19 protein-coding genes are annotated in these 19,687 nt (G+C 67.9%); 12 read left to right on the top strand and 7 right to left on the bottom strand.

Annotated elements, in window-relative coordinates:
• The first annotated feature begins 19 nt into the window (after positions 1 to 19).
• Complete coding sequence (locus ACTJJX_RS03920; RefSeq protein WP_014602377.1) at positions 20 to 985, top strand: SdiA-regulated domain-containing protein; 966 nt, start codon at positions 20 to 22, stop codon at positions 983 to 985.
• A 39-nt stretch (positions 986 to 1,024) separates the two neighbouring features.
• Here the strand turns inward: ACTJJX_RS03920 and ACTJJX_RS03915 are convergent, their stop codons facing one another.
• Entirely contained in the window at positions 1,025 to 2,968 is a 1,944-nt protein-coding gene (locus tag ACTJJX_RS03915) for an autotransporter outer membrane beta-barrel domain-containing protein (protein ID WP_003162086.1), read from the bottom strand.
• A 289-nt stretch (positions 2,969 to 3,257) separates the two neighbouring features.
• Here ACTJJX_RS03915 and ACTJJX_RS03910 point away from each other — a divergent pair, with 289 nt between their 5' ends.
• On the top strand, positions 3,258 to 3,983 hold the full coding sequence (locus ACTJJX_RS03910) for a CatB-related O-acetyltransferase (RefSeq protein WP_003117873.1): 726 nt from the start codon (positions 3,258 to 3,260) through the stop codon (positions 3,981 to 3,983).
• 42 nt (positions 3,984 to 4,025) lie between these two features.
• Here ACTJJX_RS03910 and ACTJJX_RS03905 read toward each other — a convergent pair whose 3' ends face one another.
• Both ACTJJX_RS03905 and rpiA read right to left on the bottom strand, forming a co-directional pair.
• Positions 4,026 to 4,358, bottom strand: a complete 333-nt coding sequence (locus ACTJJX_RS03905) for a YegP family protein (RefSeq protein ID WP_003117874.1) — start codon at positions 4,356 to 4,358, stop codon at positions 4,026 to 4,028.
• Positions 4,359 to 4,480: 122 nt separating this feature from the next.
• On the bottom strand, positions 4,481 to 5,152 hold the full coding sequence (gene rpiA, locus ACTJJX_RS03900; RefSeq protein ID WP_003084386.1) for a ribose-5-phosphate isomerase RpiA: 672 nt from the start codon (positions 5,150 to 5,152) through the stop codon (positions 4,481 to 4,483).
• Positions 5,153 to 5,386: 234 nt separating this feature from the next.
• Between rpiA and ilvA the strand changes: the two genes are divergently transcribed.
• From ilvA to ACTJJX_RS03880, 4 genes are all read left to right on the top strand, one after another.
• Positions 5,387 to 6,925 carry a threonine ammonia-lyase, biosynthetic gene (gene ilvA / locus ACTJJX_RS03895; RefSeq protein ID WP_016852357.1) on the top strand — a complete coding sequence of 513 codons (1,539 nt, stop codon included), beginning with the start codon at positions 5,387 to 5,389 and terminating at the stop codon, positions 6,923 to 6,925.
• Between the two features lie 119 nt (positions 6,926 to 7,044).
• The gene (locus tag ACTJJX_RS03890) at positions 7,045 to 7,512 is read left to right on the top strand and encodes a DUF2269 domain-containing protein (RefSeq protein ID WP_016852358.1); all 468 of its coding nucleotides are present in this window, start codon (positions 7,045 to 7,047) and stop codon (positions 7,510 to 7,512) included.
• 50 nt (positions 7,513 to 7,562) lie between these two features.
• Complete coding sequence (locus ACTJJX_RS03885) at positions 7,563 to 8,834, top strand: SDR family oxidoreductase (RefSeq protein WP_016852359.1); 1,272 nt, start codon at positions 7,563 to 7,565, stop codon at positions 8,832 to 8,834.
• Positions 8,831 to 9,298, top strand: coding sequence for a DUF2269 family protein (locus ACTJJX_RS03880; RefSeq protein ID WP_003158448.1), 468 nt, complete (start codon positions 8,831 to 8,833; stop codon positions 9,296 to 9,298). Before ACTJJX_RS03885 ends, ACTJJX_RS03880 begins: the two co-directional genes overlap by 4 nt.
• On the opposite strand, the gene ACTJJX_RS03875 is transcribed toward ACTJJX_RS03880, so the two are convergent.
• A complete protein-coding gene (locus ACTJJX_RS03875) occupies positions 9,271 to 10,512 on the bottom strand; it encodes an MFS transporter (protein WP_003158450.1) in 1,242 nt (413 codons plus the stop codon). The genes ACTJJX_RS03880 and ACTJJX_RS03875 overlap by 28 nt on opposite strands.
• A gap of 49 nt (positions 10,513 to 10,561) precedes the next feature.
• Positions 10,562 to 11,215, bottom strand: a complete 654-nt coding sequence (locus ACTJJX_RS03870; protein ID WP_016852360.1) for an HAD family hydrolase — start codon at positions 11,213 to 11,215, stop codon at positions 10,562 to 10,564.
• Positions 11,216 to 11,418: 203 nt separating this feature from the next.
• On the opposite strand from ACTJJX_RS03870, the gene ACTJJX_RS03865 reads away from it, so the two are divergent.
• The 3 genes from ACTJJX_RS03865 (at position 11,419) to ACTJJX_RS03855 (ending at position 15,356) form a co-directional block, all read left to right on the top strand.
• Positions 11,419 to 11,898, top strand: a complete 480-nt coding sequence (locus ACTJJX_RS03865; protein ID WP_003084400.1) for an RNA pyrophosphohydrolase — start codon at positions 11,419 to 11,421, stop codon at positions 11,896 to 11,898.
• A gap of 22 nt (positions 11,899 to 11,920) precedes the next feature.
• A complete protein-coding gene (ptsP, locus tag ACTJJX_RS03860) occupies positions 11,921 to 14,200 on the top strand; it encodes a phosphoenolpyruvate--protein phosphotransferase (RefSeq protein WP_003084404.1) in 2,280 nt (759 codons plus the stop codon).
• 118 nt (positions 14,201 to 14,318) lie between these two features.
• Positions 14,319 to 15,356 carry a sensor domain-containing diguanylate cyclase gene (locus tag ACTJJX_RS03855; RefSeq protein WP_003459222.1) on the top strand — a complete coding sequence of 346 codons (1,038 nt, stop codon included), beginning with the start codon at positions 14,319 to 14,321 and terminating at the stop codon, positions 15,354 to 15,356.
• 3 nt (positions 15,357 to 15,359) lie between these two features.
• On the opposite strand, the gene ACTJJX_RS03850 is transcribed toward ACTJJX_RS03855, so the two are convergent.
• Entirely contained in the window at positions 15,360 to 16,115 is a 756-nt protein-coding gene (locus ACTJJX_RS03850; protein WP_003112962.1) for an NRDE family protein, read from the bottom strand.
• Positions 16,116 to 16,236: 121 nt separating this feature from the next.
• On the opposite strand from ACTJJX_RS03850, the gene ACTJJX_RS03845 reads away from it, so the two are divergent.
• The 3 genes from ACTJJX_RS03845 to ACTJJX_RS03835 all read left to right on the top strand — a co-directional run bounded on the left by ACTJJX_RS03845 (position 16,237) and on the right by ACTJJX_RS03835 (position 18,850).
• On the top strand, positions 16,237 to 17,040 hold the full coding sequence (locus ACTJJX_RS03845; RefSeq protein WP_003110587.1) for a sulfite exporter TauE/SafE family protein: 804 nt from the start codon (positions 16,237 to 16,239) through the stop codon (positions 17,038 to 17,040).
• Positions 17,041 to 17,049: 9 nt separating this feature from the next.
• A complete protein-coding gene (gene lgt, locus ACTJJX_RS03840; RefSeq protein ID WP_003112963.1) occupies positions 17,050 to 17,850 on the top strand; it encodes a prolipoprotein diacylglyceryl transferase in 801 nt (266 codons plus the stop codon).
• A gap of 205 nt (positions 17,851 to 18,055) precedes the next feature.
• The gene (locus ACTJJX_RS03835; protein ID WP_003110588.1) at positions 18,056 to 18,850 is read left to right on the top strand and encodes a thymidylate synthase; all 795 of its coding nucleotides are present in this window, start codon (positions 18,056 to 18,058) and stop codon (positions 18,848 to 18,850) included.
• A 26-nt stretch (positions 18,851 to 18,876) separates the two neighbouring features.
• Here ACTJJX_RS03835 and ACTJJX_RS03830 read toward each other — a convergent pair whose 3' ends face one another.
• Entirely contained in the window at positions 18,877 to 19,674 is a 798-nt protein-coding gene (locus ACTJJX_RS03830) for an FkbM family methyltransferase (RefSeq protein ID WP_003084414.1), read from the bottom strand.
• Positions 19,675 to 19,687: the final 13 nt, after the last annotated feature.

Here is a 19,687-nt window from a genome sequence, read left to right as displayed (position 1 = left end):
AGCGTACAGGCTCTATGCTATGACTATCCACGCCCAAACTCCCGAGCCGTTTTCCATGTCCCGAGCTTTCACGCCTCGCCGTCTGCTGCTGGCCGTCCTGCTGGTCGCGCTGGCCGCGCTGGTCCTTCTCGGCCAGAGCTTCCGGGTCTTCGACCGGGCCTGGTTCGCCGTCCAGGAGTGGCGTCACGCCGATGCCTGGAAAGAGCGCTCGATATGGCTGCCGGACTACCGCGTGCGGATCGAGGCGCAGCCCATCGAGGGGTTGAACGACGACGTTTCCGCGCTGACCTTCGATCCCGACCGGCGCACCCTGTTCACCGTGACCAACCAGCCGGCGCAGATCATCGAGCTGTCCTTGCAGGGCAAGGTACTGCGGACCATCCCGCTGACCGGCTTCGGCGACGCCGAGGCCATCGAGTACATCAGCCGCGGCGTCTACGTGATCACCGACGAGCGCCAGCAACGCCTGGTCAAGGTGCGCCTGGAGGACGACACGCGCTTCATCGACGCTGCCGATGCCCAGCAGCTTTCGCTGGGTATCGGCCTCAACGGCAACAAGGGTTTCGAAGGGCTAGCTTACGACGCCGAGGGCAAGCGCCTGTTCGTCGCCAAGGAGCGTGACCCGGTGCGCATCTACGAGATCCACGGTTTCCCCCACACCCAGGCGGACAAACCGTTCGCCGTGCACGTGGTGGACGACCCCGGGCGCGACAAGCGCCTGTTCGTCCGCGACCTGTCCAGCCTGCAGTTCGACGAGGGCACCGGGCACCTGCTGGCGTTGTCCGACGAGTCGCGTCTGGTAGTCGAGCTGGACACCGACGGCGAGCCGGTCAGCACCCTGTCGCTGCTGCGCGGCATGCACGGCCTGAAGCGCAGCGTGCCGCAGGCCGAGGGCGTGGCGATGGACGACCGTGGCGTGCTCTACCTGGTCAGCGAGCCGAACCTGTTCTACGTCTTCAGCAAGGACGAGCCGGCGCAGCCCTGACGCGGCCTACGGGGACGGCAGGAGCGTCCCCTGGCCCGCTCAGAACTGCCAGTTCACCCCGAGCGAATAGCCCGCCTGGTTGCCTTCGCTGTGGGCGAAGCGGCTGTTGGCTTCGGCGAAGACCCCGAGCTGCTCGGTGATCGCCAGTTGCGCGCCAAGCTGGGCGCGGCCAAAATCCTTGTCCACGCCGCCCATGTCGGCGACCCGGACACGCCCGTCGCCGCGGCTGGTCAGGTCCATGTCGTCCAGGCGTCCGTCCGCCAGCTCGCGGACCCAGCGCAGGCTGGCGTAGGGTTGCAGGCGCATTCTCGCGCCCAGCGCCAGCTCGCCGCGCAGGCGCCAGCCGAGACTTGCCTCCAGCGAGTCGTAGTCCTGCTTCTCGTAGCCGAGTGCGGTACGCAGGGCCTCGTCCTCGCGGAAGTCGTCGATGCGGTAGTGCATGTAGTCGAGGCCGGCCAGCGGCCCGCTCCGCAGTTCGCCGAAGCTGAAGTCATAGCCGCCTTCCAGCCGGGCGCCCCAGGACCAGGCCGAGGTGTCGCCCGACAGACGCTGGTCGAGCAGCACCGGCCCGCCGGCGGCCTGGAGGTAGACCGAACGCTTGCTGTCGTAGCGGGTATGCCCGAGGTTCAGCTCGCCGGCCAGCCATTCCGGACCGCCGTCGTTGTACAGGCCGAACAGGCCGAGCTGCCAGGTGTCGCCCTCGATGCGCCCACCATGGTCCAGCTTGTCGCGGCTGCGCTGGAAGGCCAGGCTGCCACCAAGGGTCAGGGCCTCGCTGTAGCGGTAGTCGCCGAGCAGATGCACGCCGGCGCGCCTGGACTCCGGATCGCCAGGCATGTCGAAACCGCTGTCCGGCGAGACCTCGCCCTCCGCGCCCACCTCGCCGTCGAAGCTGCCTACCGGCCGGTTGCTGCCGAGCAGGGTCAGCCAGCGGCGGTCGTGCAGGCGGGTCAGTGCCTGGTGCTGGCGCTGCAACTGGTCTTCCATCTGCCGCGCCAGGGCGCCGCCGGAGGCGGTGGAGGCCAGCAGGTCGGCGTTGGTCAGCTCCAGCACCAGGCGCGTCAGCAGGCGGGAAAAGTCGCGCATGCGTTGCTCGATGCGCTCCTGGCCGAGGGCGTTGGTCAGTACTTCCTTGTTGTCCTCGGCCGGGTCGTGCCAGGTTGAGCCGCCGGGAATCGCCGGGTTGTCGGTCTGCTCGTAGCCGTCCAGGTCGCCCAGTTCCCAGTTGGTCGCCTCGATGAACAACACCGGGATGTCCATCCCGTTGAAGCTTTCGCCGTCGCTGCAGCAGCCGGTACCCGCCGGGTATTCGGCGTTCAGGCCGGGGTTGGTGAACAACGGGATGTCCAGCTCGCGGGCGATGCGCAGGATCTGTTCGCGGTAGGCGCCGAGGGCCGGGCTGGACACGCTGTTGGAGCCGGCATGGGCGTACATCTTGTCGCCGGTGACCAGGCTGTCGAGGTTGATCATTCCCAGCAGGTTGGCGCGCTGGCTGGCGTCGAGGGACTCGACGTAGGCACGCGAACCGCGCAGGCCTTCCTCCTCGGCGCCGAAACCGACCACCTCGAGGCCGTTCTCCAGGGCGATGCCGCCGAGGTTGCGGGCGATCTCGGTGAGCACCGCCGCGCCCGAGGCGTTATCGTCCAGGCCCTGCAGGGTCGGGCGACCGTAGTAGGTGTCGTAGTGCGCGCCGAGTACCAGGAACTTCCCGCTGCTACCGGGCGCCGAGGCGATGACGTTCTGCGAACTGCGGTTGCCGGCCCAGGTGAAGTCCTGGCGACTGGTCTGGTAGCCGAAGCCCAGGCGCGACTGCATCAGTTCGCTGGCGCCGGCGAAGCTGGCGGTGCCGCGATAGCGGCCCGGGTAGTCGGTGATCAGGCGCTCCAGGGTCTCCCCGGCGTATTCCCCGTATTGGTAGGCGTTGGCGCCCAACGACAGCGCGGCACATCCCAGGCCTACAGCGACAGCTAATGGTTTGAACACGGCACTTTCCTCTGTGTCGGTACGATGGTGCATCGAATGATGCTCGCGCCGCGGAAAGCAGGATGCGGACCGTTTCATGTCCCGGTGGCACGAAGTGACGCCTGGTCGACCTGCGGTGTCGCCAGGTTGTAAGAAGCGTCGCTCCTGGCGATGGGCGGGAAGCTTCGTGCTGGACGTAGTGTTACCGGCGATGGCCGGTACTGGGGCGTGACTTCCCGTTTCGGGGCTTGGTAACCGCGAGCGGTCGATTTACAGTGCTCGCCCTGCCGATCTCCTGGATACCCGTCGCATGAACATTTTCCGCGAAGCCCTGCTCAACCGTCGCCTGAAGAAGGCCCTGGCACGTCACGGTTGCCGCATGGCCAGCGGGGTCGAGACGCTGCGCGACGGCACGCAGGTGACGCTGGAGCCGAACGTGAAGCTGGGCAAGGCGAAGATCCATTCGCCGGCACTGGAGGTCGGCGCCTATACCGACGTGGTCAGCGGCTGCGAGTTCTTGGAGGTGGCCAGCATCGGCCGCTTCTGCTCGATCGCCACCGGGGTGGTGATCGGTCAGCCGCGCCGCTCGCATCCAATGCACTGGCTGAGCACCCACGCCTTCACCGCCAATCCGAAGCTGTTGCGCAAGCCGTTGCAGCCCGAGCGCGAAGCGACCCCGGCGCGGATCGGCCACGATGTATGGATCGGGCGTGACGCGCTGATCCTCGATGGGGTGGAGATCGGCACCGGCGCGGTGATCGGCGCGCAATCGCTGGTCAATCGCGACGTGCCGCCCTACGCGGTGGTGGCGGGCTCGCCGGCGCGGGTGCTCCGCTATCGCTTCGCGCCGGAGCTGATCGAGCGACTGCTGGCGAGTCGCTGGTGGGAGTTGCCGCTGGACGTGCTTGGCGAATTGCCGCTGGACGATCCGCAGGCCTGCGTCGAGGCGCTGGAGCGTCGGCCGCCGCAGGCGTGCCAGGAGGCGCGGCGCTTGCGCATCCGGCACAAGCCGTTCGCCATCGAATGGCTGTCCTGAGGCCCGCAGCCGCCGCCGGTGTCGACGGCGGCCAGGGCTGGGTCAGCTTTCGTCGCTGAGACCGGCTTCCGGCGCTGCGCGCTTCACCGACTGCACGCCGGCTTCGGCGTTGGCCTGGCTGGCATAGAGCTGGCTCTGGCCGACGACCTGGCCATTGGTGGCCTTGAGTACGAAGTGGAACTTGCCGTTGCTGGCCGGCTTGACCTCGAAGGCACCGTCGCGCTGGGAGTTCTTGCGCACCGACTCGATGCCGCCGAGCGCCGAGTCCTTGGCCTTGTACAGTTCGCTGGTGAGAATGATCTCGCCGTTGGCGGCATGCAGGTTGAAGTGGAACTGGCCGTCTTTCGCTTTCTTCAGATGGAATTTGGCTGCCATGTCTAGCTCCTTGTTCACAGGGTGAGGCGGATCGCAACGGACCAGCCGTCTGCTGAGACACAGCGTAGCCGCTTTTGTTGCAGTGTCGCCCCGCTCCGGTCATCGGCCTGGGGCGAGCGGGCTCAGGCCTTGAGGGTCTTGACGCCGTCGGCGGTGCCGAGCAGCAGCAAGTCGGCCGGGCGGGCGGCGAACAAGCCGTTGGTGACCACGCCGACGATGGCGTTGATCTTCTCTTCCAGTTCCACCGGGCTGTCGATGCGCAGGTTGTGCACGTCGAGGATGATATTGCCGTTGTCGGTCAGCACGCCTTCGCGGTAGACCGGATCGCCGCCGAGCTTCACCAGTTGGCGGGCGACGTGGCTGCGAGCCATCGGGATGACCTCCACCGGCAGCGGGAACTGGCCGAGGATGGGCACCAGCTTGCTGGCATCGGCGATGCAGATGAAGGTCTTGGCCACCGCGGCGACGATCTTCTCGCGGGTCAGCGCGGCACCGCCGCCCTTGATCAGCTCCAGGCGCTCGTTGCTTTCGTCGGCGCCGTCGACGTAGAACTCCAGCTCGCTGACCGTGTTCAGCTCGTAGACCGGGATGCCATGCTCCTTCAGGCGCTTGGCGGTGGCCTCCGAACTGGCTACTGCGCCGTCGAACTCGGCCTTGTGGCGGGCCAGGGCATCGATGAAGAAGTTGGCGGTGGAGCCTGTGCCGACGCCGACGATGCTCTTGCTGTCGAGGTGCGGAAGAATGTGGTCGACGGCGGCCTGTGCCACTGCCTGCTTGAGCTGATCCTGGTTCATCCCGGGTGCCTGTCTGGTTGCCTGGCCGGCCGTCCCGGCGGCGCAGGCGGAGGGTGCGCGCGGCCGGGGCGGCCCGGCGGGTTTCCGGCACGTCCTGTGCCGCTGCGATACGAAGGGACGAATTATAGCGGCCTGGCGTCCTCCGGTCTTGCCCCGGATGACCGGCAGTCGCGGTGTTTTCCTGCGGCGCGCCGGTAGTCCGCCCGGCGGGCCTGGAGTAGACTCCGGGTTTCCGTGAAGTCCGCCGAACCGCCTCCGATGCTCGAACAATACGCCAAGAAGATCCTCACCTCGCGCGTCTACGACGTCGCGGTGGAAACGCCCCTGCAACCCGCCCGCCAGTTGTCCGAACGCCTCGGCAACCAGGTCCTGCTCAAGCGCGAGGACCTGCAGCCGGTGTTTTCCTTCAAGATCCGCGGCGCCTACAACAAGGTCGCGCAGCTCACCGAGGAGGAGAAGGCCCGCGGGGTGATCGCCGCCTCGGCCGGCAATCACGCCCAGGGCCTGGCCCTGGCGGCCAAGCGGCAGGGGATCAGGGCGGTCATCGTGATGCCCAAGACCACCCCCGAGATCAAGGTCCAGGCGGTGCGCGCCCACGGCGCCAAGGCGGTGCTGCACGGCGACGCCTTCCCCGAGGCGCTGGCCCACGCGCTGAAGCTGGTCGACGAGAAGGGCTACACCTTCGTCCATCCCTACGACGATCCGGACACCATCGCCGGCCAGGGCACCGTGGCCATGGAGATTCTCCGCCAGCAGCCCGGCCGCCTCGATGCGATCTTCGTCCCGGTGGGCGGTGGCGGACTGGTCGCCGGCATCGCCGCCTACGTCAAGTACCTGCGTCCGGAGATCAAGGTGATCGGCGTCGAGCCGGACGAGTCGAACTGCCTGCAGGCGGCCATGGCCGCCGGCGAGCGGGTGGTGCTGGGCCAGGTCGGGCTGTTCGCCGACGGCGTGGCGGTGGCGCAGATCGGCCAGCACACCTTCGACATCTGCAAGGACCACGTCGACGAAGTGATCACCGTCAGCACCGACGAGATCTGTGCGGCGATCAAGGACATCTACGACGACACCCGCTCGATCACCGAGCCGGCCGGCGCGCTGGCGGTGGCCGGGATCAAGAAGTACGTCGAGCGCGAGCGCGCCGAGGGGCAGACCCTGGTGGCGATCGACTCCGGCGCCAACGTCAACTTCGATCGCCTGCGGCATGTCGCCGAACGCGCCGAACTGGGCGAGCGCCGCGAAGCGATCATCGCGGTGACCATTCCCGAGCGGCCGGGCAGCTTCAAGGCCTTCTGCGAGGCGGTCGGCAAGCGCCAGATCACCGAGTTCAACTATCGCTACCACAGCGGCAGCGAGGCGCACATCTTCGTCGGCGTGCAGACCCACCCGGAGAACGACCCGCGCGAGGCGCTGGTGGCCTATCTGCGCGAGAAGGGCTTCCCGGTCCTCGACCTGACCGACAACGAACTGGCCAAGCTGCACATCCGCCACATGGTTGGCGGCCATGCGGTGAAAGTCAGCGACGAGATGGTGTTCCGCTTCGAATTCCCCGAGCGGCCCGGCGCGCTGTTCAACTTCCTCACCAAGCTCGGCGGGCGCTGGAACATCTCGATGTTCCACTACCGCAACCATGGCGCGGCCGACGGCCGGGTGGTGGCCGGGTTGCAGGTGCCGGAAGACGAGCGCCACCTGATCCCGCAGACCCTGGAGGCGATCGGCTATCCGTACTGGGACGAGACCGCCAACCCGGCCTACCAGCTGTTCCTCGGCTGACCCGCGGCGGCTCGCCGACACGGGCTGCTAAGCTTCACGGGCAGGTGATCTCCTTCCTCGGGAACTGAGCCCGCCCCCGGCCCCTCAAACGGGCCGGGAACACGGACAAGGATGCGCTGATGGAACATTTTCTCCAGATCAAGATTCTCCACGGAGTCGCCACCGTGCTGCTGTTCGGCGGCCTGCTCGGCCTGGCGTTCTACGCCTGGCGCAACTGGCGGACGGGCGACGCGGCTCGGGTCGCGCGCGGTTTCAAGCGGGTCCGCCTGATCGGCTGGCCGCTGCTGGGGCTCAGCCTGCTGGCCCTGCCGGTCAGCGGCTGGTGGCTGGTGCACCTGGCCGGCTGGCCGTTGGGCCAGAGCTGGCTGCTGTTCGGCGCCTGCCTCTATCTGCTCGGCTGCATCTTCTGGCTGCTCCTCGCCGGCCGCCTGGCGCGGGTCCAGCACCAGGCCGGCGCCGCCGAGACGGCGGGGGCCGCGCTGGGCGAGCAGACCCTGCGCGAGATCAAGGTGGGCCTGGTCATGGCCCTGCTCGGTGCGGCCAGCTTCATCGCGGTGGCGGTACTGATGGTCAGCAAGCCGCTCTGAAACGCCAACGAAATGGACTTCACCGGCCTTCGCCGGTTCTGTAGGAACGCATGCGTATTCTGCTGGTAGGCGCGGGAGGTTTCGTCGGGCGGCACCTGCTCCCGGCGCTGCTCGCCGCCGGACACGAACTGCTCCTCACCGCGCGCCGCCCGCCGGTCGATGCGCCTGCCGGCGTACGCTGGCTGGCGCTCGACCTGGAGCGGCTTGCGGAAAGGCCGGACAGCTTCGCCTGGCCCGCCGGGGTCGACCTGCTGATCAATGCCGCCGGCACCATGAGCCTCGACGAGGCGAGCATGGCTCGCGTCCAGGACAGCGGCGCGCGAACACTCTTCGACCTCGCTGCAGCCCATGGGGCGAAGGTCCTGCAGATTTCCGCGCTGGGCGCCGGTGCGCACCCGGACGTGGCCTTCCTCGCCAGCAAGGCGGCGGCCGACCGCCACCTGCTGGAACTGGGCATCCCGGCGCTGGTGCTGCGCCCGTCCCTGCTGCTGGGGCCGGGCGGCGCCAGCAGCGCCTGGCTGGAACGCCTGTCGCCGCTACCGCTGATTCCCTTGCTGGACAATCGCGCGCGCCTGCAACCGCTGCATGTCGAGGACCTGGTCGGCGCGGTGCTGGCCTTGCTGCGCCGCTGGCCGGAGCGGGCGCAGGTGATTCCGCTGGTGGGTCCGCAGGCGCTGACCCAGGGCGAGCTGCTGGACGAGCTGCGCCGCGCCCAGGGTTGGCCGCGCGGCCGCTATGTGGTGCCGCCCGCGGCGCTTCTCGATGCGTTGGGCGGGCTTGGCCGGCGTGCTGGCTGGCGGACACTGAGTCCATCGATGCTGAAGCTGGTGCGCCACGACAACCTGGCCGACCCGGCACTCCTCGATGCGGCCTGCGGCTATCGTTGCGCGCCGCTGGCCAGTCGCCTGCTCGGCTGGCCGCAGGCGGCACGCAGCCTGGCGGCGCTGATGCGGCCGCTGATGCTGGCGGCCCTGGTGCTGATCTGGCTGGGTACCCTGGTCGCCTGCCTGGGGCCGGGTTACGGTTGGGGCCTGCGGATCCTCGGCGAGGCCGGCATCCACGGCTGGCCGGCGAGCCTGGCGGTGATCGCCGGGGCCCTGCTCGACGGCGCGCTCGGCGTCGGCCTGCTGCTCCGCCGCTGGCGCCGGCGCGCGCTGCTGGCGCAGTTCTGGCTGATGCTTGGCTACAGCCTGGTGATCAGCCTGATCCTGCCGCACTACTGGTACGACCCCTACATGGCGGTCGGCAAGAACATCGTGCTGATGGTGGCCACGCTCTGGCTGCTGGGCGACGAACCTCGAGCCAGGGAGGCCCGTGGATGAACCTTTACCTGCTGCTGAAAACCCTGCATATCCTTTCCTCGACCATTCTCTTCGGCACCGGCCTGGGGTCGGCCTACTACGCCCTGCGCGCCTGGCGCAGCGGGCAGTTGCCGGTGATCGCGGTGACCTTCCGCCACCTGGTCGCCGCCGACTGGCTGTTCATCGCCACCACCGCGGTGTTCCAGCCGCTCAGCGGCCTGGCCATGGTGCATGTCGCCGGCTGGTCGCTGGCCCAGGGCTGGTTGCTGTGGAGCCTGGGCCTCTACGTGTTCGCCGGGCTCTGCTGGCTACCGGTGGTGTGGTTGCAGATCCGCGTACGCGACATGGCCGAGGCGGCCTTGCGCGAGGCGCGGCCCATCGAACCGCTGGCGTACCGCTACATGAACGCCTGGTTCATCCTCGGCTGGCCGGCCTTCATCGCCTTCATGGTCATCTTCTACCTGATGGTCAACAAGCCGGTCTGAGAGTCCCCTCGGCGCAACCAGAGCAACGCCAGGACCAGGAACGCCAGGGAGCCGCCCCAGTACAACCAGGCGAAGCCGCCGGGCCGCTCCAGCAGGAGGAAGGCCAGGGCCGGGCCCAGCGCGGCGCCGAGGTCCTGGACGATGGAATAGCGGGTCATGAAGCCGACCACGTCGCCGGCGCGGGCGACGTCGGCGGCGAGGGCGTCGGTCAGGGTGGTGAGGGCGGTGGCGACCAGCATCACCAGCAGGGCGATGGCCAGCCAGGCGAGAATGGGCAGCCTGCTGGAAAGCAGGCCGAAGCCCATTGCGCCGACCAGTAGCGCAGCCACGTAGAAGCGCCGACGCCCGCGCGGGCCATCCGACCAGGCACCGAAGCGCCCGGCCAGCCAGGGCTCCCAGGACCAGCGCAGGGCCTGGATGATCCCGGAGAGGCCGGCGGCGCTGAGCGCCAGGCCGAGCAGGCTGACCTCGGTGCCGAAGCTGCGGGCGATCAGCGCGCTCAGGGTGGCGGCGAGTACGCCTTGGATCAGGAGCGCGGTGGCGAAGCCGCTGAGGATCACCAGGCCGCGCGGCGGCGGGCGCCTGGCGACGCTGGTGGCTGCCGTTGCGGCGGAGGTCCGCGCATGTCCGGCGGGATTCTCCGGCAGGTCGAAACCCTTCGCCAGCAGCGGCAGGCCGAGCAGTGCCAGGAACGCGAAGGACAGCGCCAGCGCCGGCAGGCCGAGGACCGGCACCAGCAGCCCGCCGAGCAGCATGCCGACCAGGCTGCCCAGGCGGTAGAGGCCGTTGTACAGGCCCATGGCGCGGCCGCGCTGGTGGTCGGCGGCGCAGTAGACCACCGCCGAGAGTCCGCCGATGCGGAAGAACGACCAGCCGATCCCCCACAGTCCGCGCAGCAGCACCCAGGCCAGGAAACCGCTGGCCAGGCCGTAGCCGGCGGTGCTCAGCACGCCGATGACGACCGCCAGGAGCAGGCCGGTCTTCAGTGCCAGGTGCTTGTACAGGCGGCCGATCAGCGGATTGAAGGGCAGGCGGATCAGGCGGTTGATCGACAGCAGCACGCCGACCTGCCAGAGCGCCTCCAGGCCGACCTCGTGCCAGTAGATCGGCAAGGCGATATAAAGCATCGAATCGCCGGCCAGGCATAGCGCGGTGACCAGGGCGACGATCACGACCGGCCGCAGCGAGCCGGGAGCGGGGGCTGTGTGGGGCATCCTGGGTCCGCCGTGGCGCCGCCCGTCGGACGGCGCGCTTGTCAGTGGGTCAACGCAGGGAAATGATCGGCCAGCCGCGTTTTTCCGCCTCGGCGCGCAGGCGCGGATCGGGGTCGACGGCCACCGGCCGGCTGACCTTTTCCAGCAGCGGCAGGTCGTTCAGCGAGTCGCTGTAGAAGCTGGCGCCTTCCAGGTCCAGGCCGTTCTCGTCGAGCCAGCGTTGCAGGCGCACCACCTTGCCGCCCTGGAAGCAGGGCACGTCGAAGGTCTGCCCGGTGTAGCGGCCGTCGCGCATCTCGCACTCGGTGGCGATCAGGGTCTCCACCCCGAGCCGTTCGGCGATCGGGCCGGTGACGAAGCGGTTGGTGGCGGTGATGATCACCAGCCGGTCGCCGGCGGCGCGGTGCTCGGCGAGCAGAGCCTCGCCCTTGGCCAGCACGATCGGCTCGATCACTTCCTGCATGAACTGGCGGTGCCAGGTTTCCAGCTGGGCCATCTCGGTGCGACCGAGGATCGCCTGGGTGAAGGCCTGGTAGGCAAGGACGTCGAGCCTGCCGGCGACGTAGTCGGCATAGAAGGCGTCGTTGCGCGCCTGGTATTCGGCGGCGTCGACCAGGCCGCGCTGGCACAGCCATTCGCCCCAGCTATGGTCGCTGTCGCCGGCGAGCAGGGTGTTATCGAGATCGAAAAGGGCCAGACGCACGGGGTGACTCCATCGGTTGGCGGGTGGCGGAAGGGCCGCGAGAGCCTTTTGCGAAGGCTCCCACCGGGCCTTGGGAAAGCCCCTAGCCTACCGGCTTTTGCCGGCCCTGTATCCTCCCCGCACGAGTCGCAAAGCCGCGCGTTGCCGCTATCACAAGCTTTATGGAACAATGCGGGCACATGCGATTTCGAGGATGTCCCAGCGTGATCGATTCCGATGGTTTTCGCCCGAATGTCGGCATCATTCTCGCCAACGAGGCGGGGCAGGTGCTGTGGGCGCGGCGTATCAATCAGGAAGCCTGGCAGTTCCCGCAGGGAGGCATCAATGATCGCGAAACGCCGGAAGAGGCGCTGTATCGCGAATTGAACGAAGAAGTCGGGCTGGAGGCCGGGGACGTGCGCATCCTGGCCTGTACCCGCGGCTGGCTGCGCTACCGTTTGCCGCAGCGCCTGGTGCGGACCCACAGCCAGCCGCTGTGCATCGGCCAGAAGCAGAAATGGTTCCTGCTGCGGCTGATGTCCGACGAGGCGCGCGTGCGCATGGATATCACCAGCAAGCCCGAGTTCGACGGCTGGCGCTGGGTGAGTTACTGGTACCCCCTGGGACAGGTGGTGACCTTCAAGCGCGAGGTCTACCGCCGCGCCCTGAAGGAACTGGCCCCGCGCCTTCTGGCGCGGGACTGAACACGGAGACAAGGCCCCGAGCATGCTCAACACGCTGCGCAAGATCGTCCAGGAAGTGAACTCCGCCAAGGATCTGAAGGCGGCGCTGGGCATCATCGTGCAGCGGGTCAAGGAAGCCATGGGTACCCAGGTCTGCTCGGTGTACCTGCTCGACACCGAGACCCAGCGTTTCGTCCTGATGGCCACCGAAGGCCTCAACAAGCGTTCCATCGGCAAGGTCAGCATGGCTCCCAGCGAAGGCCTGGTCGGCCTGGTCGGCACCCGCGAGGAGCCGCTCAACCTGGAGAACGCCGCCGCCCACCCGCGCTACCGCTATTTCGCCGAGACCGGCGAGGAGCGCTACGCGTCGTTCCTTGGCGCGCCGATCATCCACCATCGGCGGGTGATGGGGGTGCTGGTGGTGCAGCAGAAGGAGCGCCGCCAGTTCGACGAAGGCGAGGAAGCCTTCCTCGTCACCATGAGCGCCCAGCTCGCCGGGGTCATCGCGCATGCCGAGGCGACCGGTTCGATCCGCGGCCTGGGCAAGCTCGGCAAGGGCATCCAGGAAGCCAAGTTCGTCGGCGTGCCCGGCGCCCCCGGGGTCGGGGTGGGCAAGGCGGTGGTGGTGTTGCCGCCGGCCGACCTGGAAGTGGTGCCGGACAAGCAGGTCGACGACATCGACGCCGAGATCGCCCTGTTCAAGCAGGCCCTGGAGGGCGTTCGCGCCGACATGCGCGCGCTGTCGAGCAAGCTCGCCAGCCAGCTGCGCAAGGAAGAACGCGCGCTGTTCGACGTCTACCTGATGATGCTCGACGATGCCTCCATCGGCAACGAGGTCAAGCGCATCATCCGTACCGGCCAGTGGGCCCAGGGCGCCCTGCGCCAGGTGGTGATGGAGCACGTGCAGCGCTTCGAGCTGATGGACGACGCCTATCTCCGCGAGCGCGCCTCCGACGTCAAGGACATAGGTCGCCGCCTGCTCGCCTACCTCCAGGAAGAACGCAAGCAGAACCTGACCTACCCGGAACAGACCATCATCGTCAGCGAGGAGCTGTCGCCGGCGATGCTCGGCGAGGTGCCGGAAGGGCGCCTGGTCGGCCTGGTCTCGGTGCTCGGCTCGGGCAACTCGCACGTGGCGATCCTCGCCCGTGCCATGGGCATCCCCACGGTGATGGGGGCGGTCGACCTGCCGTACTCCAAGGTCGACGGTATCGACCTGATCGTCGATGGCTACCACGGCGAGGTCTACACCAACCCCTCCGCCGAGCTGGTGCGCCAGTACAGCGACGTGGTCGCCGAGGAGCGCGAGCTGAGCAAGGGCCTGGCGGCCCTGCGCGAGCTGCCCTGCGAGACCCTCGACGGCCACCGCATGCCGCTCTGGGTCAACACCGGCCTGCTCGCCGATGTCGCCCGCGCCCAGGAGCGTGGCGCCGAGGGCGTGGGCCTGTACCGCACCGAAGTGCCGTTCATGATCAACGACCGCTTCCCCAGCGAGAAGGAACAGTTGGCGATCTACCGCGAGCAGCTCAGTGCCTTCCACCCGCTGCCGGTGACCATGCGCACCCTGGATATCGGCGGCGACAAGGCGCTGTCCTACTTCCCGATCAAGGAAGACAACCCGTTCCTCGGCTGGCGCGGCATCCGCGTCACCCTCGACCACCCGGAGATCTTCCTGGTCCAGACCCGCGCCATGCTCAAGGCCAGCGAAGGACTGGACAACCTGCGCATCCTGCTGCCGATGATCTCCGGCACCCACGAGCTGGAAGAGGCCCTGCACCTGATCCACCGCGCCTGGGGCGAGGTGCGCGACGAGGGCGTGGACATCGCCATGCCGCCCATCGGCATGATGGTCGAGATTCCCGCCGCCGTGTACCAGACCCGCGAGCTGGCCCGCCAGGTCGACTTCCTTTCGGTCGGTTCGAACGACCTGACCCAGTACCTGCTGGCGGTCGACCGCAACAATCCGCGGGTCGCCGACCTCTACGACTACCTGCATCCGGCTGTGCTGCATGCGTTGAAGAAGGTGGTCGACGATGCCCACCTGGAAGGCAAGCCGGTGAGCATCTGCGGCGAGATGGCCGGCGATCCCGCGGCTGCCGTGCTGCTGATGGCGATGGGCTTCGACAGCCTGTCGATGAACGCCACCAACCTGCCCAAGGTGAAGTGGCTGCTGCGCCAGATCACCCTGGACAAGGCCCGGGACCTGCTCGGCCAGTTGCTCACCTTCGACAACCCGCAGGTCATCCACAGCTCGCTGCACCTGGCGTTGCGCAACCTCGGCCTGGGTCGCGTGATCAACCCGGCGGCTACCGTCCAGCCCTGATTTCCCGCGCGCCGGACGCTTCGTCGTGCGGCGCTTACGCTTTCCCCGCAAGCGTATAGACTGCCTGCCATTCGGTAGAGGCCACTGGCCAGTCGAACGTGCGAGGGATTGCCGCAAAATGGACGAACGGGCGTCGAAGCCGCCAGGTCTTCTTCCGCTGTCACGCGAAGACCTTGAGAAAACCCTGCGATATGCCCTGGAGATCGTCAGCGACGGGATCTGGGACTGGAACATCGCGACCAACCAGGTCAGCCGCAGCGCCGGCTGGTACCTGATGCTCGGCTATCCGCCGCATAGCCTGCCGGAGAGCGTGGAGACCTGGAAGAACATCATCCATCCCGAGGACTATCCGCGGGTGATGGCCAGCTTCCAGGCCTACCTCGACGGCGAAAGCCCGGAATACTGCGAGGAATACCGCTGCCGCACCTACAGCGGGGATTACCTGTGGATCAGCGATCGCGGGCGTTTCGTCGAGTTCGACGAGCGCGGCGAGCCGCGGCGGATGATCGGTGCGCACCACGAGATCCATCAGCGCAAGCTGGTCGAGCTGGAGTTGCAGCAGCGCAACGAGGAACTGTTCGACTGGAACCTGCGTCTCGAGGAACTGGTGGCCGAGCGCACCGAGGCGCTGCACCGGGTCAACCAGGCGCTGGCCTCGAAGATGGCCGAGGCCCAGCGCCTGAGCGAAATCGATCCGCTCACCGAGCTGTACAACCGACGCAAGTTCGAGCAGTGCCTGCACCATGAATGGATGCGCCGGCAGCGCCATGGACGCGCCACGGCACTGGTGATGATCGATGTCGATCACTTCAAGCGGATCAACGACCTGTTCGGCCACTCCACCGGTGATCGCGTGCTGGTCGCCTTCGGCCGCCTGGTTGCCAGCGAGCTGCGCGAGGTCGACGTGCTGGCGCGCTGGGGTGGCGAGGAGTTCATCCTGCTGCTCCCGGAAACCGGCCTGGAGGCCGCGGCGGCCTTGGCCGAACGCCTGCGCCAGCGGGTTCGCTCGCAGTCCTTCGAGATGGGCGAGCGGTTGACCGCCAGCTTTGGCGTCGGCGTGCTGAATGATGGCGAGACCCTCGACCTGCTGCTGTGCCGGGTGGACGACGCCCTCTATCGGGCCAAGCAGCGTCGCGATTGCGTGGCCTGTTGCTGAAGGTCAGCCTGGCGGCAGCACCAGGCTGACCTCGCCGAGCCGGGCGCCGGACGGCCCGAAGCTGCGCTCGATCATCTCCCGCGTGCCGTCGGCGTGTACCCGTACGACGCTGCTGGCGCGAGTGCCGTAGCTCGGGCTGGCGATGAACACGCTGGAGAGCAGGCGTTCCGTGGCCAGACCCACGCCGGTATCCGGCAACTGGCCGTCGGCGGCCGGCGCTGCGTCGGCCAGCAGCTCCAGCAGGGCCTGCGGATGCGGCTCGGCAAGCCGCTCGGCGAGGGCGGCGCGAGCCTTGAGCAGCTTCGGCCAGGGCGTATCGAGGGCCGCGTTGGACAGCCCGTAGATCCCCGCCGGCAGCAGGCGCGGTGGCCCTACGCGGGGGTTGTAGTGCCAGAGCTGATGGCGATCGCCAATGAGCAGGTTGAAGCCGGAATAGTCCGCGGCGCGCCCGGCGACCTGCGCCAGGTAGTCGGCCGGGTTGCCGCCGCCGCGCAGGAAGTCCGCCACCAGTTCGCCACGGGAGCGCTTGCCGAGAGCCTGCGACGGATCGCGGACGTTGGTCAGGGCGGCGAAACGGCCGGCCGGGCCGAGCCCCAGCCAGGTGCCGCCGGCCTCCAGGTCGCGTCCGGCGAATACCCCCTCGGCGTCCTCCCAGGCCGCCAGCGGCAGGCTCGGGCGGGCATAGAATTCGTCACGGTTGGCGGCGACCAGCAGCGGCAGGGCGTGCCCCGGTTGCCAGGCGAAGACGATCAGGCACATGCGCGATCCTTGGGATGGGCTGGCCGTCAGGCTAAAGGCATCCGCCATCGCCGTTCAAGCACGACGCCTGCCGCACGGCGCGCAATTCCGTTACCATGCCGGCTTTCCAACGGGGGCGTGCATGGAGTTTCTCCTCTATATCGTGCTGGGCGCCTGTGCCGGCGTGCTGGCCGGACTGTTCGGCGTCGGCGGCGGCCTGATCATCGTCCCGGCGCTGGTCTTCAGCTTCACCGCGCACGGTTTCGGCGGCGACGTCCTGACCCAGATGGCGGTCGGCACCTCCCTGGCGACCATCGTCTTCACTTCGATCAATTCCATTCTCGAACACCATCGGCGCGGCGCGGTGCGCTGGCCGGTGTTCGCCTGGATGACCCTCGGCATCCTCATCGGCAGTGCCCTCGGCGCGCTGACCGCGGCGCAGATCAAGGGGCCGCTGTTGCAGAAGATAATCGGGGTGTTCGCCATCCTGGTCGCTTTGCAGATGGTTCTCGACCTCAAGCCCAAGGGTAGCCGCGAGGTGCCCGGCAAGGGCGGCCTGACCCTGGCCGGCGCGGTGATCGGCTGGGCCTCGGCGATCTTCGGCATCGGCGGCGGTTCGCTGACCGTGCCTTTCCTCAGTTGGCGCAGCGTGCCGATGCAGCAGGCGGTGGCGACTTCCTCGGCCTGCGGCCTTCCTATCGCCATTTCCGGCGCTCTGTCGTTCATCGCGGTCGGCTGGCACAACCCGCAGTTGCCGGAGTGGAGCCTGGGCTACGTCTATCTGCCGGCGTTGGTCGGCATCGCCGCCACCAGTATGCTGTTCGCCCGCTTCGGCGCGCGCCTGGCGCATCGTTTGTCGCCGCGCGTACTCAAGCGACTGTTCGCCCTGCTGCTGTTCAGCGTGGGCATAAGTTTCCTGACCCCCGATCTCGCTTTTCTGTCGTAGGAGTTATCGATGCTGACGTATCCCCAGATCGATCCGGTTGCGCTGGCCATCGGCCCGCTGAAGATCCACTGGTACGGGCTGATGTACCTGATCGGGATCGGCGGCGCCTGGCTGCTGGCGTCGCGCCGGATGAAGCGCTTCGACCCGACCTGGACCAAGGAGCGCCTTTCCGACCTGGTCTTCTGGGTCGCCTGCGGCGTGATCCTCGGTGGCCGCCTGGGCTACGTGCTGTTCTACAACCTGGACGAGTACATCGCCAACCCGACGCTGATCTTCGAGGTCTGGAAAGGCGGCATGTCCTTCCATGGCGGCCTGCTCGGCGTGATGCTGGCGGTCTGGTGGTTCGGCAAGCGCCATGGCAAGAGCTTCTTCCAGCTGATGGACTTCATCGCCCCGCTGGTGCCCATCGGCCTGGGCGCCGGGCGCATCGGCAACTTCATCAACTCGGAACTGTGGGGCAAGGTCAGCGATGTGCCCTGGGCCATGGTCTTCCCCAACGGCGGCCCGCTGCCGCGGCATCCCTCGCAGCTGTACCAGTTCGCCCTGGAAGGCGTGGCGCTGTTCGTCATCCTCTGGCTGTTCACCCGCAAGCCACGGCCGACCGCCTCGGTCTCCGGCCTGTTCGTGCTGTGCTACGGGATCTTCCGCTTCGTTGTCGAATTCGTCCGCGTGCCGGATGCCCAGCTCGGCTACCTCGCCTGGGGTTGGCTGACCATGGGCCAGGTGCTCTGCGTACCGATGGTGCTGGCCGGCATTGCCCTGATGGTCTGGGCCTACCGCCGCGACGCGGCGCAGCCGAAGGCGGCCTGAGCCGCTTTTCGTGCCCGGGGCGGATAACGTCGCAGGCGTCATCCGCTCCGGGCAGCCGGCTTTCCGCTCCAGGGCGTGCATGGCTTGCGCCGGTCGCGCCGAACTGGCGATGCAGGCTCCGTCGCCGTAGACTTGGCCATCCTTCTGTCATCCCTCGGTGGGAGCCGCCACGTCGGCGCCGCACCGATATCGATCCGAGCCTCCGATGAAACAGTACCTCGACCTGATGCGCCACGTGCGCGAGCACGGCACCTTCAAGAGCGACCGCACCGGCACCGGCACCTATAGCGTGTTCGGCCACCAGATGCGCTTCGACCTGGCCGCGGGCTTCCCCCTGGTGACCACCAAGAAGTGCCACCTCAAGTCGATCGTCCACGAGCTGCTGTGGTTCCTCAAGGGCTCCACCAATATCGCCTACCTCAAGGAGCACGGCGTCTCGATCTGGGACGAATGGGCCGACGAGAACGGCGACCTCGGCCCGGTGTATGGCTACCAGTGGCGCTCCTGGCCGGCGCCGGACGGCCGCCACATCGACCAGATCGCCAACCTGATGGCGATGCTGAAGAAGAATCCGGACTCGCGCCGGCTGATCGTCTCCGCCTGGAACCCGGCGCTGATCGACGAGATGGCCCTGCCGCCCTGCCACGCGCTGTTCCAGTTCTACGTCGCCGACGGCAAGCTCAGCTGCCAGCTCTACCAACGTTCGGCGGACATCTTCCTCGGCGTACCCTTCAATATCGCCAGCTATGCCCTGCTGACCCTGATGGTGGCGCAGGTCGCCGGCCTGCAGCCGGGCGAGTTCATCTGGACCGGCGGCGATTGCCACCTGTACGCCAACCACCTGGAGCAGGCCGACCTGCAGCTGACCCGCGAGCCGCTGCCGTTGCCGAGCATGAAGCTGAATCCCGAGGTGAAGGATCTGTTCGACTTTCGCTTCGAGGACTTCGAGCTGGTCGGCTACGAGGCCCATCCGCACATCAAGGCACCGGTCGCGGTCTGACCCTTCGGCGGAGCCGTCGGCTCCGCTCAACCGAACAGGCGACGGTACCAGGGAAGCGCGCGCCAGTCCCGCAAAGCCCGCTCCGCATCTTCTGCGCGTTGCAGCGCCTGCTCCAGGGCCTGCTCCAGCGGTGCGACCGGATGGCTCATGGCGTGGCCATGGCAGAGCTGGAAGTCGTCCAGCAGGTTCGGCGGTAGCGCGAAGGCGCCTTCCAGGCGGGCCTGTTCCTCCGCCAGGTAATAGCCGTTGAGGCCGTCGAAGTGGACGAAACGGTAGCCCGCGGCGAGCAGCGGCGCTTTCCACTCGGGGTCGTGGTCGAACGGAGTTTCCGCGAGGATCAGCCACGGGCGCCAGCGGTTCAGGTCGAGGCCGCGGAGCACCGCGCCTTCCAGCCCTTCGACGTCGATCTTGAGGAAGTGGATCGGCCCTTCGACATGGGCCGCGCAGATCGCGTCCAGGGTGCTGACCATCACTTCGCGCGGAGTGGCCGTGCAGCCCTCGGCCTGGCGCTGGCGGGCTAGCTCGGGGTCCAGGGTGGAGAGACCCGAGGCGGCCATCTCGTAGAGCGTGGCGCGGCCTTCGCGCTCGCCAATGGCGAGGTTCAGGTTGAGGTCTTCCGGCCGTTCCCGCTCCAGCTCGCGGTGCAGGTGGGGCAGCGGTTCGATGTTGATGCCGCGCCAGCCGCGCTCGTAGAACGCCAGGGTGACCGAGTCGATCCGCGGGTGGTTGGCGCCGACGTCGATGTAGAACCCCCTGGGGAAGAGTTTCAGGGCCCGCCAGAGTCGGACGTCTTCCAGGTTCTGCGCGTAGGAAACGAAGGGCATGGGCCTACCTCTT

Origin of the sequence: Pseudomonas sp. 22490, from assembly GCF_052044465.1 — a bacterium.
Classification (GTDB): domain Bacteria; phylum Pseudomonadota; class Gammaproteobacteria; order Pseudomonadales; family Pseudomonadaceae; genus Pseudomonas; species Pseudomonas aeruginosa.
This window is presented reverse-complemented; position numbering and strand designations above follow the sequence as displayed.

Bases quoted from the DNA above. Each gene is read 5' to 3' on its own strand.
- ACTJJX_RS03890 (WP_016852358.1), top strand. From the start codon at position 7,045: ATGGAACATTTTCTCCAGATCAAGATTCTCCACGGAGTCGCCACCGTG.
- ACTJJX_RS03855 (WP_003459222.1), top strand. From the start codon at position 14,319: ATGGACGAACGGGCGTCGAAGCCGCCAGGTCTTCTTCCGCTGTCACGC.
- ACTJJX_RS03910 (WP_003117873.1), top strand. From the start codon at position 3,258: ATGAACATTTTCCGCGAAGCCCTGCTCAACCGTCGCCTGAAGAAGGCC.
- ACTJJX_RS03875 (WP_003158450.1), bottom strand. From the start codon at position 10,512: ATGCCCCACACAGCCCCCGCTCCCGGCTCGCTGCGGCCGGTCGTGATC.
- ACTJJX_RS03920 (WP_014602377.1), top strand. From the start codon at position 20: ATGACTATCCACGCCCAAACTCCCGAGCCGTTTTCCATGTCCCGAGCT.
- ACTJJX_RS03850 (WP_003112962.1), bottom strand. From the start codon at position 16,115: ATGTGCCTGATCGTCTTCGCCTGGCAACCGGGGCACGCCCTGCCGCTG.
- ACTJJX_RS03880 (WP_003158448.1), top strand. From the start codon at position 8,831: ATGAACCTTTACCTGCTGCTGAAAACCCTGCATATCCTTTCCTCGACC.
- ACTJJX_RS03845 (WP_003110587.1), top strand. From the start codon at position 16,237: ATGGAGTTTCTCCTCTATATCGTGCTGGGCGCCTGTGCCGGCGTGCTG.
- ptsP (WP_003084404.1), top strand. From the start codon at position 11,921: ATGCTCAACACGCTGCGCAAGATCGTCCAGGAAGTGAACTCCGCCAAG.
- ACTJJX_RS03885 (WP_016852359.1), top strand. From the start codon at position 7,563: ATGCGTATTCTGCTGGTAGGCGCGGGAGGTTTCGTCGGGCGGCACCTG.
- lgt (WP_003112963.1), top strand. From the start codon at position 17,050: ATGCTGACGTATCCCCAGATCGATCCGGTTGCGCTGGCCATCGGCCCG.
- ACTJJX_RS03905 (WP_003117874.1), bottom strand. From the start codon at position 4,358: ATGGCAGCCAAATTCCATCTGAAGAAAGCGAAAGACGGCCAGTTCCAC.
- ACTJJX_RS03830 (WP_003084414.1), bottom strand. From the start codon at position 19,674: ATGCCCTTCGTTTCCTACGCGCAGAACCTGGAAGACGTCCGACTCTGG.
- ACTJJX_RS03835 (WP_003110588.1), top strand. From the start codon at position 18,056: ATGAAACAGTACCTCGACCTGATGCGCCACGTGCGCGAGCACGGCACC.
- rpiA (WP_003084386.1), bottom strand. From the start codon at position 5,152: ATGAACCAGGATCAGCTCAAGCAGGCAGTGGCACAGGCCGCCGTCGAC.